Consider the following 14543-nt stretch of genomic DNA (forward strand, 5'->3'; position numbering starts at 1 on the left):
AGTCATAGTGCAGACAAGAATGCCGGAGCATCCCAAGGGAGGTGCTCCGGCATTCTTGTCGCTGGCGTGTTTAGCGGCGTCCCAGGTTCCAGGACAGGCGCGGGGTGCTCAGCGCATTGCGCTTGCGCAAGCGCGTCACGCGCTTGGCCGCCGGCACGGCGCGTGCGGTCTGCTGCTCCTGGCAGTCCAGCGCCATCAGCAACGCGGTCACCGCGGCCAGCTCTTCGGGCGTCGGGTTGCCGCGGGTGACGGTCAGCTGCGCGGCAGCGGAGGCGTGGGCCTGCTGATCCATGGGAGAACTCCTTGTGCGTCGTGGAAGAAGGGTGTGTGCCGCAGGGTCCTTACAGCGGGATGTTGCCGTGCTTCTTCGGAGGCAGGGTGGCGTGCTTCTCGCGCAGCGCGCGCAGCCCGCGTACCAGCTGCAGGCGGGTCTCGCTCGGGGCGATGACCGCGTCCACGTAGCCAAGCTCGGCGGCCTGGTACGGGTTGAGCAGCTCGGCCTCGTAGTCGTCGATGATCTGCTTGCGGCGCGCCTCGACGTCTCCGCCCTCGGCCTCCACCGCCGCCAGGTCGCGGCGGTACAGGATGTTGACCGCGCCCTGCGCGCCCATCACGCCGATCTGCGCGGTAGGCCAGGCAAGGTTCAGATCCGCGCCCAGCTTCTTGGAGCCCATCACGATGTACGCTCCGCCGTAGGCCTTGCGGGTGATCACGGTCAGCTTCGGCACGGTGGCCTCGGCGTAGGCGAAGAGCAGCTTGGCGCCGCGGCGGATGATGCCCTGGAATTCCTGGTCCTTGCCGGGCAGGAAGCCTGGCACGTCCACCAGGGTCACGATCGGGATGTTGAAGGCGTCGCAGTGGCGCACGAAGCGCGCCGCCTTCTCCGAGGCGTTGATGTCCAGGGTGCCGGCGAACTGCATCGGCTGGTTGGCCACCAGGCCTACGGTGCGGCCCTCGATGCGGGCGTAGCCGATCAGCACGTTTGGCGCGTACAGCGCCTGCATCTCGAAGAACTGGCCGTCGTCCACCACGGACTCGATGACGGTGCGCATGTCGTAGGGCTGGTTGGCCGAGTCCGGGATCAGTGTGTCCAATTCCAGGTCGTCCTCGGTGACCTCCAGCTCTTCGTCGAATTCGGCGATCAGCGCATCGGAGAGGTTGGAGGAGGGCAGGTAGTCCAGCAGGTCCTTGCAGAACTCGATGGCGTCTTCCTCATCGGCGGCCAGATAGGTGGCGGTGCCGGTGTTGGCGTTGTGCTGGCGCGCGCCGCCCAGGGTCTCCATATCGATTTCCTCGCCGGTGACGGTCTTGATGACGTCAGGTCCGGTGATGAACATGTGGCTGGTCTTGTCGACCATGATCACGTAGTCGGTCAGCGCGGGGGAGTAGGCGGCGCCGCCGGCGCTCGGGCCCATGATCAGCGAGATTTGCGGGACCACCCCGGAGGCGTGCACGTTGTTGCGGAAGATGTCCGCGAACATGGCCAGGGAGGCCACGCCTTCCTGGATGCGGGCGCCGCCGCCGTCCAGGATGCCGATGACCGGGCAGGAATTGCGCAGCGCGAATTCCTGGACCTTGACGATCTTCTCGCCGTTGACCTGCGAGAGGGAACCACCGTAGACGGTGAAGTCCTGCGAGTAGACGGCGACCTGGCGGCCGTCCACGGTGCCGTAGCCGGAGACCAGGCCGTCGCCCATCGGCTTCTTCTTCTCCATGCCGAAGGCGGTCGAGCGGTGGACTGCCAAGGCATCGAATTCTACGAAGGAACCCTCGTCCAGCAGCATCTCGATGCGCTCGCGGGCGGTGTGCTTGCCGCGCGCATGCTGCTTCTCGACGGCTGCCTGTCCACTGGGTGCTTCGGAGAGCTTTTGGCGGCGGCGGAACTCAGCGAGCTTGCCGGCGGTGGTGGACAGGTCGATTGCTTCGTCTGCCTCGGTACGGCCCTGCGTCATGCCCTGGTCTCCCTCGGATCGGTCTCATTGTGTAGGAATGGCACAAGAAAATTGCCAACCAAGCCAGTCTAACTGGGAAAACAGCCAGTTTGTTTGTAGGAATCTTACAAATTGGGGCAATCCTGAGCATGACCCACCCCAGAATAAGTTACTCAACAGTAGCTTGCGCGCCCCATCTGCCGTAACCTAGATCACATGACTATTGAATCGCGAACCCTCATCGCCCCCGAGCATTCCCGGCTGGCCGGACGCACCATCCTGATGAGCGGCGGCAGCCGCGGCATCGGCCTGGCCATCGCGACCGCCGCTGGCCGGGCGGGTGCCAATGTGGTGCTGCTGTCCAAAACCGACACGCCGCACCCAAGCCTGGAAGGCACCATCCATACCGCCGTGCAGCAGATCAACGACGCCGGTGGCAAAGGACTGGCCGTGGTGGGCGACGTGCGGGTGGACGAGGACGTGCAGCGCGCGGTGCAGCAAGCCATCGATGCCTTCGGCGGCATCGACATCGTGGTGAACAATGCCTCGGCGATCAACCTGGCCAAAACCGACCAGCTGGACATGAAACGCTACGACCTCATGCAGGACATCAACGTGCGCGGCACCTTCCTGCTGTCCAAGACCGCGCTGCCGCACCTGCGCGAGTCCGCTCACGCCCACATCCTGACGCTCTCCCCGCCCCTGAACCTGGATCCCAAGTGGGCAGGGATGCACCTGGGCTACACCATGGCCAAGTACGGCATGTCGCTGACCACGCTGGGCCTGGCCGAAGAGCTCAAGGACGCCGGCATCGCGGTGAACTCCCTGTGGCCGGAGACGCTGATCGACACCGCCGCGATCCGCAACCTGCCAGGCGGCCAGCAGATGGTCCACGGCGCGCGCAGCGCGGACATCGTTGCGGACGCCGCCATGGCGATCCTCTCCAGCGATCCTGCCGGAGTCAGCGGCAATTTCTTCACCGACGGCCAGGTGCTGAAGCTGGCCGGGGTCGACGACTTGAGCGGCTATGCGCTGGATCCCGAGGTTCCGCTGGTGGAAGACATCTTCCTGTAAAGCCAGCTGCCGCACAGGCCCGCGTGGCTTAGGGTGGTTTTCATGAGCATTGAGAAGCACTGTGCCCGCGCCGCGCTGGATCCGGCCGTCTTCGACGCCCTGGCCGGCGAGCTGGGACTGGGCCTGGTCAGCATCCGTGAAACCTCCGGCTCGACCAACACCGAGCTGGCGGACCTGGCCGCCTCCGGGCAGGCCGGGAACCTGAGCGTGTACTTCACCGAGCACCAGCAGCAGGGCAAGGGGCGGCTGGGCCGCGACTGGGTCACCCCGGCCGGGTCCTCCCTCACCGTCAGCGTGCTCGCGGTGCCTGGAGAAAGCATGCCCACCGACTCGCTGTCCTGGTACACCATGCTCGCGGCCCTGGCCTGGTGCCAGGCCGTTGAAGAACTCACCGGGGTGGCAGCCCGCATCAAGTGGCCCAACGACGTGCTGGCCGGGGACAAGAAGATCTGCGGCATCCTGGCCCAGCTGGTCTCCTCGCCGAAGGGCTTCGGCGTGGTGGTCGGCACCGGTATGAACGTGGACCAGGACGCCACCGAGCTGCCGGTCCCCACCGCCACCTCGCTGCGCCTGGCCAGCGGATCGCCGGTGTCGCGCAGCGCCCTGCTAACCGGCTATCTGCGCCGCTTCGCCGCCCTGGATATCGCCTTCCGCGAAGTCCGCGGCAATGCCGCGGCCGGGATGAATGGCTTCTCCGGGGCCAGCCTGGCTGGCATGGTCGCCGCGAAGCTGGCTACGCTCGGACACGACGTCCGTGTTGAATTCCCAGATGGGAGCCTGCTTGAAGGCCAAGCGGTGGACCTTGAACCCGACGGCGCGCTGCTGGTGCGCGACGGCGCCGCACGCACCCACCGGGTGCTGGCCGGGGACGTCCACCATGTGCGGCGCGCCGATGGGAAGTACGCCTAACCTGCTAGTGCAACTGCACCGGGACTAGTATTAGTAGAACTGAGGCTTCAAGGACCAACCAGGGCAGGAGGGACGAGGATACTGACGATGAAGGTGCCGCTGCATGAGAGGGAACGCGTGATCATCAAGACGCGTGAACATTCCAAAGTGCTGAGACAACCAATTGTCGTTTTCCTGCTGCTGACCGTGGTCTGCACGTTCCTGCTCGGCTACCTCAGCCGCACCGACCTTTCGCCCTGGCTGGCGGAGAACGCCGGACTGTGGGTCGTGGTGACGCTGGTCCTCTGGGCGGCGCTGACGCTGATCTGGTGCGTGGCCCCGTGGGTGCGCTGGCTGCGCAGCCGGATCGTGCTGACCACCGAGCGGATCCTGTTCCGCTCGTCCTTCACCTCCGGCAAGCTGCAGTCGGTGGGTTTGTATACGGTGCGCGACCTGATTGCCCACACCAAGAAGCAGAACGCCATGACCCGCGCCGGCACCTTGGATATCGTGCTGGGCCATGGCTACGTCAGGATTGCCCACGTTCCCTCCGTCCCGTACTTCAGGTCCCTGGCCATCGACGCGATAACCAACCTGCGCAACAACCAGTCCCCGGTGCAGACCGAGGCATCCAAGAGTGAGGGCATGGCTCCATGAGCACCGAGCACAGCAATACGCCACGGGCCGACACTCCGCAGTCCGCCTCCGTCGCGGCCCACCAGGCCCGCGAGCACGCCCCGGTGGAGACCGCCCCCGAAGCGGATCCGATCCTGGAACTCGCCCAGGCCATGGAGAAACCGCTGCAGGTCCCGGCCCACACCCCCGACGCCATCCGCGACACCGTCGCGGCTTTGGAACGCCAGCTGATCGGCGGGCAACGCGAGCTGCGCCGCCGCGAGGTGGCGGCCGACGCCGGCATCTCCTTGCATTCGGCCCGCAAGCTCTGGCGCGCGATCGGCTTCCCGGAACTCAGCGACGACGACGTTTTCTTCACCAAGCGCGACGAGGAAGCGCTGGCTACGATGGTCGGCATGGTGCGCGAAGGGCAGCTGACCGAGGAAACCGCCATCTCCCTGATGCGTTCGGTGGGCCAGATGACCGACCGCATGGTGGTCTGGCAGATCGAGGCGCTCGTGGAGGACATGATCGCCAACCAGAACATGTCCGACCGCCAGGCCCGGCGCCAGCTGTTCGACATGCTGCCGGACCTGATTCCGCAGATCGAGAACCTGCTGCTCTACTCATGGCGCCGCCAGCTGAACTCCGCGGTGCACCGCATGGCGTTGCGCGCCGAGGCCGGCGTGGCCGCCTACAACCAGGGCGGGGGCGGGGACGACGACACCCCGCTGCCATTGGCCCGCGCGGTGGGTTTCGCGGACCTGGTCTCCTACACCTCGCTGTCACGGCGCATGAACGAACGCACGCTGGCCAAGATGGTGCAGCGCTTCGAATCCAAGAGCGCGGAGATCATCTCCGTGGGCGGCGGCCGGCTGGTCAAGACCATCGGCGACGAAGTGCTGTACGTGGCCGAAACCCCGCAGGCAGGCGCCCGGATCGCGCTGGCGCTGTCGCAGGAGTTCGAAGCCGATGAAATGCTGCCGCAGACCCGCGGCGCGGTGGTCTGGGGACGCATCCTCTCCCGGCTGGGAGACATCTACGGACCGACGGTGAACATGGCCGCCCGGCTGACCTCGCTGGCTGAACCCGGCACGGTGCTCACCGACGCGCTGACCGCCAATACGCTGAAAAACGATCCGCGGTTCGTGCTCACCGCCCAGGAAATCACCGCGGTGCGCGGCTTCGGGGAGATCCAGCCCTTTGAACTGTCCCATGGCGAGGGCACCGGATTGGTGGTGGACTGATGCACGCAGAAGCCCAGTCCGTCCCCTTCGTCCTCGCCGCGGCCGGGCGCACCGACGTGGGCCGGCGGCGCACCGAGAACCAGGACCGCATCCTGCTGGGCCAGGTGGCCTATGCGGTGGCGGACGGCATGGGCGGCCACGAGGCCGGCGAAGTAGCCAGCCAGCTGGCCGTGGAGACCATGGAAGAGCTGTGCACCCGCGCGGCCAAGACCTCCGTGCCGAGCCTGCCCACCATGCAGCAGGTCCAGCGGCAGGTGCAGCTGGCCGATGACCGCATCCGCGAGGCGCTGGAGTCCCGCGGCGGCACCACGCTGTGCGCGCTGGTGCTGATCAAGGCCTCCGGGCAGGGCCGCGACTCGGTCACCGCGCCGGTGGCCATCCCTCCGTGGACCCAGGGCTTCGCGGCCCAGGGCACCACCGACGTCATTTCGAAGATCACCCCGGAAATGCTCGAGGCCCACCGCCGCGGACAGGACCCGGCCACCGCCGCGATGCCTGTTATCGAGGAAGTGCCGAACCTGGCGCTGGTCAACGTGGGCGACTCGCGCGGCTACCGTCTGCGCGACGGGGCCCTGCAGCAGCTGACCCGCGACCACTCTGCCGTGCAGGAAATGGTTGATGCCGGCCAGATCACCGAGCTGGAGGCGCGGAACCACCCGCACCGCAACCTGATCACCCGCGCGCTGGGCGCCGGGGCCGAAAGCCATCCGGACATCACCGTGCTGCAGCCGCGCATCGGGGACCGCTATCTGCTGTGCTCGGACGGGCTGAGCGGCGAGCTGACCGAGGACCTGCTGCAGAGCCTGCTGGTCAGCTACAAGGACCGCGAAGTTGCCGCCGAGGTGCTGACCGGTGCCGCGCTGGAAGCCGGAGGGCGGGACAACATCGCTGTGATTGTCATCGACGTGCTGGCGCCCCCCGTGCCGCCTGGGACCGCAACCCAGGCTCCGGCACTGTAGGCCCGCCGGCGTCGTGGCGGCTCCTGGGCCAGGGGCGCACGCTGCCGCTGGTTCAGGGCATTGGATTCCTGCCGCCGTTCCCTGGCGCGCCCTCCGCCGCTGATCCAGTCGCCGCAAGCCCACGTCGGCGGGCCGGGGAGGGCTTCTGGCAATGTGGTGTGGGCGTGGTGAATCCGTCGGCTCCCTGGGGCACAATTGGATACGTGAGTGAAAATGACGTAACGCCAGTTGAGACCACGAACGCCCCGCCTGCACCGGCGCGTGAACGACACGACGAGCTTGTCGAGGCAATCCGGACGCATCGGGAAGCCTACTACCAGCAGGATGCCCCGCTGGTCTCGGACTCCGAATACGACGCGTTGTTCCAGGAGCTGGAACTGCTCGAAGCCCAATACCCCATCCTGGCGGGCCAGGATTCACCCACCCAGGAGGTCGGCGGCGAGGTGTCCGCGGCCTTCGCCCCGGTGACCCACGCCAGCCGCATGTACTCGCTGGAAGACGTGTTCTCCCTGGAGGAATTGGACGCCTGGCTGGAACGCGCCGGCGCCAACGCCAACCGCCTGCACCCGCAGATTCCCGTGCGCTGGTTGTGCGAGGTGAAAATCGACGGCCTGGCCCTGAACCTCACCTACCGCGACGGCAAGCTGGTCCGCGCCGCCACCCGCGGCGACGGCACCACCGGCGAAGACGTCACCCACAACGCCATGACCATCAGCGACATCCCGCAGCAGCTCTCCGGTTCGGGCTGGCCAGCGGAATTCGAGGTCCGCGGCGAGGTCTTCATCGCCACCGACGACTTCAACGCCTACAACGAGGCGCTGATCGAGCAGGGCAAGGCGCCGCTGGCCAACCCGCGCAACGCCGCCGCCGGCTCGCTGCGCCAGAAGGACCCGGAACAGACCGCCAAGCGCCCGCTGCGCATGTTCGTGCACGGGCTGGGGCGCAGCCGCGACTTCCCGATCACCGAGCAGTCCCAGGCCTACGAGCTGATGCGCGAGTGGGGACTGCCGGTGTCCCCGTACGGCCGCGTGGTCGAGTCGCTGGCCCAGGTGAGGGAGTTCATTGCCGAGCACGGCGAGAAGCGCCATGAGCTGATCCACGACATCGACGGCATCGTGGTGAAGGTCGACGACCTCTCCACCCAGGAGCAGCTGGGCTACACCTCGCGCGTGCCGCGCTGGGCCGTGGCCTACAAGTACCCGCCGGAAGAAGTGCACACCAAGCTGCTGGACATCCAGGTCCAGGTCGGGCGCACCGGCAGGGTGACCCCCTTCGGCGTGATGGAACCGGTGCTGGTGGCAGGGTCCACCGTGGCCCGCGCGACCCTGCACAACCAGGAGGTCGTCAAGGCCAAGAACGTGTTGATCGGGGACACCGTCATCCTGCGCAAGGCGGGAGATGTGATCCCGGAGATCGTCGGCCCGGTGCTCGCGCTGCGCGACGGCACCGAAGTCGACTTCATCATGCCCACCGAATGCCCCTCCTGCGGCCAGCCGCTGGCCCCGGCCAAGGAAGGCGACGTGGACATCCGCTGCCTGAACGCGGAATCCTGCCCGGTGCAGCTCACCGAACGCGTCGCCTACCTGGGCGGACGCAGCGCCCTGGACATCGAGGCGCTGGGCTACGAGGCCGCCGCTGCGCTGACCAGCGGGCCGGGCGAGGACCCGGCCACCCAGGGCGGGTTGATCCTGCCGGCGGGCCCGGGCCCGCTGCGCAACGAAGCCGAGCTCTTCGACCTGAAGGACAAGCTGGATCAGCTGGCCGAGGTCAAGGTCTGGCGCGAAAAGCGGGTCAAGGGGGAGGGAACGGGCAGGTTCGATCTGGTGCCCTACTTCTTCACCAAGGCCACCGCGAAGAAGCCCTCGGTGCCGACCAAGAGCACCGAGAAGCTGTTCGACGAGCTGGAGAAGGCCAAGGGCAATCCGCTGTGGCGGGTGCTGGTGGCGCTGTCCATCCGCCATGTCGGACCCAACGCCTCCCGCGCCATCGCCACCCGCTACGGTTCCATGGACGCGCTGCTTGAGGTCATCGATGCCGGCAACGCGGTGGAGGAGCTGAGCCAGATCGACTCGGTGGGCTCCATCATCGCCGAGGCCCTGGTCGACTGGTTCAAGGTCGACTGGCACCGCGAGATCGTCAGCGCCTGGCAGGCGGCCGGGGTGAAGATGGTCGACGAGCGCGACGCGAACATCACCAAGAACCTCGAAGGCCTGGCCATCGTGGTCACCGGGACACTGGAGAACTACTCGCGCGACACCGCCAAGGAAGCGATCATCGTGCGCGGCGGCAAGGCCACCGGCAGCGTCTCGAAGAAAACCGATTTCCTGGTGGCCGGCGAGGCCGCCGGATCCAAGCTGGACAAGGCCCAGTCGCTGGGGGTGCCGGTGCTCGATGAAGCCGGTTTCGGCATCCTGCTCGAACAGGGGCCGGATGCAGCCCGCGAAGCGGCGCTGTCCGCACCGGAAGGAGCATAAAGCCATGGATCGAGCCATTTCCCACGATCCGCTGGTGCTGCTGGCGCGCAGGGCGGCAGCAGCCGGCGCCGAGGTCCTTGCCCGCCGTGACGAGTCGAAGTTCAACACCAATGAGAAGTCCGCAGCGGGGGACTGGGTCACCGACTTCGACCGCGCCGCGGAAGAAGCCATCCGGGCGACCATCGTGACCACCCGGCCGAATGACGAGCTGACCGGGGAGGAATACCCCAGCGACCGGCCGGCCAATCCCAGCGGCCTGCGCTGGAGCATCGATCCGCTGGACGGCACCACGAACTTCGTGCGCAATATCGCCTACTACTGCTCATCGGTGGCGGCCTGCGAGAAGACCGAGGACGGGATCGAGCGCTGGGTGGCCGCTGCCATTGTGGCCCCGGCGCTGCACGTCGAGTACTTCGCCGGACGCGGGCTGGGCGCCTGGAAGCAGGACCTGCACACCGGCAAGATCACCCAGCTGCACGGACCGGCCGACACCGAGGCCCGAATCCTCGCTACCGGTTTCGGCTACGACCCCGAACGCCGGGAATTCCAGGCATCGGTGCTGCAAGAGGTCATCGGGGACTACGTGAACGTGCGCCGGCTGGGCTCTGCGGCGCTGGACTTGTGCCTGGTGGCCGAGGGCGCGCTGGATGCCTACGCCGAATTCGGCACCCGGGAATACGACTGGGCCGCCGGCGCGCTGATCGCCGAGGAAGCCGGAACCCTGGTCGGGCGGCCCGTGGGTTATCCGGGATGGCAGTACGCGGGACTGGTGGACTCTTCCAAGCTGCCGATGCCCGAGTGAGCGCAAGCGCCGTGAACGTCCCAGCCGCCTAATTCAATACCGTGCCGAGCAGATTGCTCGCATAGTGGATCACCACGCCGACCAGCACACCGCCGCACACCTGGGAGGCGGTGTGCTCTCCGCTGCGGATCCGCGCCCAGGACAGCACCGCGATGCCGGCGACGACCACAGGCATGTACCCGCCCATGCCGTCGGCGGCCTGCAATGCCACATAGGTTCCCACCGACAGGTGCACGGAGACCTTCCACCACAAATTGACCACCGACACGACAAGCAGGCCAAGCAAGATCGCCAGAACTTCGCGGAACATCGCTGCGCCGGCATTCATGACCTGGAGCAGCAGCAGGCCGCCGAGGATGGACCCGGCAGCCAGCGCGTACAGCCGGTGCCGCTGCCGCCGCTGCGTCACGTGCATGTCGGTGACCATGCCGCGCAGCTTCGCCGCCAGCAGCACCAGCCACGGGATGATCGTGGTGAACAAGGCGGCGACCAGCGCGTCGGACCAGCCCACCTGCGCGCGGCGCAGCGGCGTTGAGAGCAGCAGCAAGGTCGCCAAGGCCGCCGGTGAAAGCACATGCGAAAAAACGAGTGCCAACTGTCGGACTTTCTGGGCAGCGGGAGCACCTGCGGTGAGCTGCATGGAGTAGTACCTCGCAAGTCGTCATCTTTGGTATGCTCCCAAGCCTAGTGCGGACCGGGGTTTTCGCTCCGGCGCCGCAGTTTGCGGAGGCATCCCGCCTCCACCGGGCGGGCCAAGCGTGGCAGGAGATGCGGGAGGGACAGCATGCTCAAGATAGCCAGTGGGGTAACACGATCGGCCTTGATCCTGGCCGGGCGGGTGGGAGTTGCCGCAATTGGAATCGTGGCCTCAATGCTCATACCCGATACAGGACAAGATGAATCCTGCGAACTGAAAACGCCGTATCTGGTTGGCGGCAAGGGCGCTGCAGGGGAAGACCTCGAAGTGGTGGTGGATCCTGCTGGATGCGACCTGGACCTGCGTGATGGGCAGCTGATCTATCTTGAATTCTCGGTGACGGATGCCCCAGTACCGCAAGAGGGCCAGAGCCAGGCGCAGATGGCGGCGGACGGCTCCATGCAAGCGATGCTGCCGGTGGATCCGCGGAACACGAGCGGCCAGCTGGTGGTGAAGGTCTACGTCGGCGTTCCGGGCTGCGACGAAGACTACGCCGCGTGTGCCGCATGGATCCATGAACTGGATACTCGCATTGAAGTCTTGAAATAGTCAGCCTACGGTTCCCAGAAGGAAACTATTCCGGCTGCGGATCAGCCGTGGCATGTACCAGCTCAGCACGAGTCTTTCCGCCAGCCAGCCCAGCGGGCCCCACGGGGCGGCGAAGCTGATCTTGTCGATCATCACGGTTTCATGGCCGCAGTCGATGAACTCGTGGACGTGCCGGAAGTGCTTGAACGGGCCACGCAGCTGCTCGTCCGTGAATGATGTGTGCTTCTCCAGCGCGGTGATCCGTGAGGTCATGCGCAGGAGAACGCCAAAGTGCGTCGCCCGCCAAGTCACCTGCTCGCCGAGGCCGATCATTCCAGTGGTGACACCGGCGACGGCCCGCTCTGCGGAATCCTTCATGGATTCCGTGTGAGCGTCGATATTCAGGGATTTGTCCCACAGCGCCTGGACGCTCTGGGACGTGCGGGAGACGCACTCGAAGTAGACGGCCATAAGGCCAGACTAGACGACGACCAGATTCTCTTCGGAAATTCCGGCTGCCGCATCGTCGTAGTATTCGCGCTGGGTCAGCTTGGACGCAGCTGCCTCGTCCAGCACCACAACGGCGTCGCGGTGCAGCTGCAGCACCGAGCCGGGGCATGCTGCGGACAGCGGGCCTTCGACCGCGGCGGCAATGGCGTCGGCCTTGCCGGCGCCGGTGGCCACGAGAACCAGGCGGCCGGCATCCAGGATGGTGCCAAGGCCCTGGGTGACGCAGTGGGTCGGCACGTGCTCGATGCCTGCGAAGAAGCGGGCGTTGTCCTCGCGCGTCTTGGATGCCAGCCGCTTGATGCGGGTGCGGCTGGTCAGCGCGCTGCCTGGCTCGTTGAAGCCCAGGTGGCCGTTGGCTCCGATGCCCAGGATCTGGACCTGGACGCCGCCGGCTGCCTTGATTGCGGCATCGTAGGCATCCGCGGCTGCCTGGACCGCGATTACCGAGTCGCCGGTGCCCTGCGGCACGCAGAGGTTCTCCGGGCGCAGGCCGATGACGTTGCAAACCTCGTTGACCAGGGTCTGGCGGTAGGACTGCTCGTGGGTGTCTGGGATGCCGATGTACTCGTCCAGCGCGAAACCGAGCGTGTCAGAGAAGTCCGCGCGTGATTCGGAGACCGCTTTGCCCAGTTCGCGGTACAGTCCCAACGGGGATGAACCGGTAGCCAAGCCCAGCACCTGCCGCTTGCCGTTCCCGTGCTCGGCCAGGCCGGCCAGGACGTTGTCAGCGGCGATACGAGCTACCTGGTCGGCGCTCGAACCAATCAGTACGCGCATAGAAGGAGGATCCAATCTTCAAATAACGGGGTGCGCCGGGCGGCGCCGCGGCCAGCCGGAGTCAGGGCAAGGGCAGGACCGTGAAATTACTATTCTTGCAGGTTTCGTGCGTCGCTAGCACTTTTGCGCCGCGGGAATCTGCAACATCTCGATCACGGTGCGCGCCAGCACCGGTGAGGCTCCGTAGGTGGTGATGTCGGCGCCCGGGGCGGGCCAACCGAAGTTGACCACCAGTACGCGGCGTCCGTCCTGGCGCAGCTGGGCGGCAAGCTCATGCACGGCATGGGTCTCGGACAGGGCGCGGGCCGCGAGCAGCACCTTGGCGCCGGGACGCAGGTCCTCCGCGGCCTCGGTCGGAGCGACGCTCGACAGGCCCCACGGCACGTGTCCCACTGCCATGTTGCTGTCGGTGTCCACCTGGACCAGCTGCACTTCGGCAGGATCCGCGATCCAGCCTTCGACCTCGGAGGAGGTTTCGAAGGCCTTGGACCAATCGCCGGTCACCAGCTCGCATGGTTCGCAGGCCTCGTCCTGCACCCGGTAGTGGGTGGCCAAGGCGGTGTTGCGGGCCGCCGCATCGCGCAGGCGCTGGGGATCCAAGGCGCCTTCGTGCACCGCGTGGAGGATGGCGTTGACAACCTGTTCGTAGTCTTCGCGTTTCATGTCGGTGCCCAGGCACAGCAGGTCGGCCCCGGCGCGCAGCGCACGCACGGCGGCCACGGGGATTCCGGTTTCCGCGCTGGCGCCGGCCATGTCCAAGGCGTCGGTGACGATCACGCCGGTGAACCCCAGTTCATCGCGCAGCAGCTTGCCCAAGATGGCACTGGAGAAGGTGGCGGGGTTCTCCGCGTCCAGCGCCGGGACCATGATGTGGCTGGTCATGATGGCGGCGATGCCGGTCTGGATCGCCGCGGTGAACGGGGCCAGCTCGCGTTCGGCCAGGGTGACGGGATCCACCGCGACCACCGGCAGCGACAGGTGCGAGTCCGTGGAGGTGTCGCCGTGGCCGGGGAAATGCTTGGCGCACGCGGCGACCATTTCCCCCTGCAGCCCCACGGTGAACGCGGCCGTGTGCATTGCCACCTTGCGCGGGCTGATCCCGAAGGAGTGCACCCCGATGACCGGATTCTGCGCGTTGGTGTTCACGTCCGCGTCGGGCGCCAGGTTCAGGTTGAAACCGTAGGCGCGCATCTCCCTGGCGATGGCGCGGGCGCTGGCGCGGGTCAGCTGCGGGTCGTCGAGTCGGCCCAGCACCGCGTTGCCCGGCTGATTGGAGCCGTCGCGGTAGTGCAGCCGGGTGACGTCTCCGCCCTCTTCATCCAGTGCCAGAATGGCGTTGGGGGACGCCTGGCGGATCTGGGTCATGAGGGCGGAGAGCTGTTGGGTGTCCTGGATATTGCCGCCGTAGATGCACAGCGACCCCATGGGATCCGGTAGTCGAACGGTGGCACTATTAACGAACCATGTCTTTGATTGATAAATTTCGCGTGACCTGCGACGGACTGGTTATCGAACCAGCCGCGCCAGCCGACTTTGAGCGAGTCGGCGACCTTACCGTTGACGCCTACCTGGCGGCCGGGCACTTCGACGATCCCCAGCACGAGTACATGCAGTTCGTCCGCAGGGTCGCGGACCGCGCGGCCAAGGCGGAAGTCTACGTGGCCCGTCGCGAGGGCGCGGTCATTGCCTCCATGACCCTGGTTCCCTTCGGCAGCGAATATGCCGACATCGCCCGCGCAGGCGAACTGGAGATCCGCATGCTCAGCGTGGATCCCGCGGTGCAGCGTTCGGGTGCAGGGAAGGCCATGGTGCTTGCCGCGATCGAGCGTGCACGGCAGCTTCCGGGGGTGCAGACGGTCTCGCTGACCACCGGAGGAAACTGGACCGCGGCCCGGGCCCTTTACGAATCCCTGGGATTTGCGCACTGCGCGCAGCGCGACTGGTACGTGCCCAATACCGAGATCCTGCTGGTCGTTTACACCATGGATCTCGGTTAACGGTCATGTCATTGTTGGTTCTCAGCGCCGGGCCATAGAATGGC

General features: G+C 66.6%; 15 protein-coding genes. 9 read left to right on the top strand and 6 right to left on the bottom strand.

From position 1 onward, the window contains the following. Positions 1-70 precede the first annotated feature (70 nt). Positions 71-292, bottom strand: a complete 222-nt coding sequence (locus tag ACTX90_RS04505; RefSeq protein WP_113606734.1) for an acyl-CoA carboxylase subunit epsilon — start codon at positions 290-292, stop codon at positions 71-73. A 49-nt stretch (positions 293-341) separates the two neighbouring features. Continuing rightward, complete coding sequence (locus ACTX90_RS04510) at positions 342-1952, bottom strand: acyl-CoA carboxylase subunit beta (RefSeq protein WP_113606733.1); 1611 nt, start codon at positions 1950-1952, stop codon at positions 342-344. Positions 1953-2147: 195 nt separating this feature from the next. Between ACTX90_RS04510 and ACTX90_RS04515 the strand changes: the two genes are divergently transcribed. From ACTX90_RS04515 to ACTX90_RS04545, 7 genes are all read left to right on the top strand, one after another. Further along, positions 2148-3005, top strand: a complete 858-nt coding sequence (locus ACTX90_RS04515; RefSeq protein ID WP_047118514.1) for an SDR family oxidoreductase — start codon at positions 2148-2150, stop codon at positions 3003-3005. 42 nt (positions 3006-3047) lie between these two features. Then, positions 3048-3914 (top strand): biotin--[acetyl-CoA-carboxylase] ligase, encoded by an 867-nt coding sequence (locus ACTX90_RS04520; protein WP_443443275.1) that lies wholly within the window; start codon positions 3048-3050, stop codon positions 3912-3914. A gap of 147 nt (positions 3915-4061) precedes the next feature. Beyond that, positions 4062-4550: a PH domain-containing protein gene (locus ACTX90_RS04525; RefSeq protein ID WP_146955887.1), complete on the top strand. Its 489-nt coding sequence runs from the start codon at positions 4062-4064 to the stop codon at positions 4548-4550. Further along, on the top strand, positions 4547-5755 hold the full coding sequence (locus tag ACTX90_RS04530) for an adenylate/guanylate cyclase domain-containing protein (RefSeq protein WP_047118516.1): 1209 nt from the start codon (positions 4547-4549) through the stop codon (positions 5753-5755). Before ACTX90_RS04525 ends, ACTX90_RS04530 begins: the two co-directional genes overlap by 4 nt. Further along, positions 5755-6714, top strand: coding sequence for a PP2C family protein-serine/threonine phosphatase (locus tag ACTX90_RS04535; RefSeq protein ID WP_443443278.1), 960 nt, complete (start codon positions 5755-5757; stop codon positions 6712-6714). Before ACTX90_RS04530 ends, ACTX90_RS04535 begins: the two co-directional genes overlap by 1 nt. Before the next feature lie 203 nt (positions 6715-6917). Further along, positions 6918-9188 (top strand): NAD-dependent DNA ligase LigA, encoded by a 2271-nt coding sequence (gene ligA / locus ACTX90_RS04540; RefSeq protein ID WP_424572537.1) that lies wholly within the window; start codon positions 6918-6920, stop codon positions 9186-9188. 4 nt (positions 9189-9192) lie between these two features. Then, complete coding sequence (locus ACTX90_RS04545) at positions 9193-9990, top strand: inositol monophosphatase family protein (RefSeq protein WP_047118519.1); 798 nt, start codon at positions 9193-9195, stop codon at positions 9988-9990. A 28-nt stretch (positions 9991-10018) separates the two neighbouring features. Here the strand turns inward: ACTX90_RS04545 and ACTX90_RS04550 are convergent, their stop codons facing one another. After that, entirely contained in the window at positions 10019-10585 is a 567-nt protein-coding gene (locus ACTX90_RS04550) for a hypothetical protein (protein ID WP_443443280.1), read from the bottom strand. A 189-nt stretch (positions 10586-10774) separates the two neighbouring features. On the opposite strand from ACTX90_RS04550, the gene ACTX90_RS04555 reads away from it, so the two are divergent. Continuing rightward, positions 10775-11236, top strand: a complete 462-nt coding sequence (locus ACTX90_RS04555) for a hypothetical protein (RefSeq protein ID WP_443443282.1) — start codon at positions 10775-10777, stop codon at positions 11234-11236. Here the strand turns inward: ACTX90_RS04555 and ACTX90_RS04560 are convergent, their stop codons facing one another. The 3 genes from ACTX90_RS04560 to ACTX90_RS04570 form a co-directional block, all read right to left on the bottom strand. Further along, positions 11237-11686, bottom strand: a complete 450-nt coding sequence (locus tag ACTX90_RS04560; protein WP_047118522.1) for an SRPBCC family protein — start codon at positions 11684-11686, stop codon at positions 11237-11239. Between the two features lie 9 nt (positions 11687-11695). Then, positions 11696-12502: a glucosamine-6-phosphate deaminase gene (locus ACTX90_RS04565; RefSeq protein WP_047118523.1), complete on the bottom strand. Its 807-nt coding sequence runs from the start codon at positions 12500-12502 to the stop codon at positions 11696-11698. 114 nt (positions 12503-12616) lie between these two features. After that, positions 12617-13927 (bottom strand): glycoside hydrolase family 3 protein, encoded by a 1311-nt coding sequence (locus ACTX90_RS04570; protein WP_443443285.1) that lies wholly within the window; start codon positions 13925-13927, stop codon positions 12617-12619. 38 nt (positions 13928-13965) lie between these two features. On the opposite strand from ACTX90_RS04570, the gene ACTX90_RS04575 reads away from it, so the two are divergent. Continuing rightward, positions 13966-14499, top strand: coding sequence for a GNAT family N-acetyltransferase (locus ACTX90_RS04575; protein ID WP_443443287.1), 534 nt, complete (start codon positions 13966-13968; stop codon positions 14497-14499). Positions 14500-14543: the final 44 nt, after the last annotated feature.

This window comes from Glutamicibacter soli, from assembly GCF_052322135.1.
GTDB classification, from domain to species: domain Bacteria; phylum Actinomycetota; class Actinomycetes; order Actinomycetales; family Micrococcaceae; genus Glutamicibacter; species Glutamicibacter soli.

What these genes read in the sequence shown, in the direction of transcription:
- ACTX90_RS04505 (WP_113606734.1), bottom strand. Translation starts at nt 292, where the DNA reads ATGGATCAGCAGGCCCACGCCTCCGCTGCCGCGCAGCTGACCGTCACC.
- ACTX90_RS04510 (WP_113606733.1), bottom strand. Translation starts at nt 1,952, where the DNA reads ATGACGCAGGGCCGTACCGAGGCAGACGAAGCAATCGACCTGTCCACC.
- ACTX90_RS04515 (WP_047118514.1), top strand. Translation starts at nt 2,148, where the DNA reads ATGACTATTGAATCGCGAACCCTCATCGCCCCCGAGCATTCCCGGCTG.
- ACTX90_RS04520 (WP_443443275.1), top strand. Translation starts at nt 3,048, where the DNA reads ATGAGCATTGAGAAGCACTGTGCCCGCGCCGCGCTGGATCCGGCCGTC.
- ACTX90_RS04530 (WP_047118516.1), top strand. Translation starts at nt 4,547, where the DNA reads ATGAGCACCGAGCACAGCAATACGCCACGGGCCGACACTCCGCAGTCC.
- ACTX90_RS04535 (WP_443443278.1), top strand. Translation starts at nt 5,755, where the DNA reads ATGCACGCAGAAGCCCAGTCCGTCCCCTTCGTCCTCGCCGCGGCCGGG.
- ACTX90_RS04545 (WP_047118519.1), top strand. Translation starts at nt 9,193, where the DNA reads ATGGATCGAGCCATTTCCCACGATCCGCTGGTGCTGCTGGCGCGCAGG.
- ACTX90_RS04555 (WP_443443282.1), top strand. Translation starts at nt 10,775, where the DNA reads ATGCTCAAGATAGCCAGTGGGGTAACACGATCGGCCTTGATCCTGGCC.
- ACTX90_RS04560 (WP_047118522.1), bottom strand. Translation starts at nt 11,686, where the DNA reads ATGGCCGTCTACTTCGAGTGCGTCTCCCGCACGTCCCAGAGCGTCCAG.
- ACTX90_RS04565 (WP_047118523.1), bottom strand. Translation starts at nt 12,502, where the DNA reads ATGCGCGTACTGATTGGTTCGAGCGCCGACCAGGTAGCTCGTATCGCC.
- ACTX90_RS04570 (WP_443443285.1), bottom strand. Translation starts at nt 13,927, where the DNA reads ATGGGGTCGCTGTGCATCTACGGCGGCAATATCCAGGACACCCAACAG.
- ACTX90_RS04575 (WP_443443287.1), top strand. Translation starts at nt 13,966, where the DNA reads ATGTCTTTGATTGATAAATTTCGCGTGACCTGCGACGGACTGGTTATC.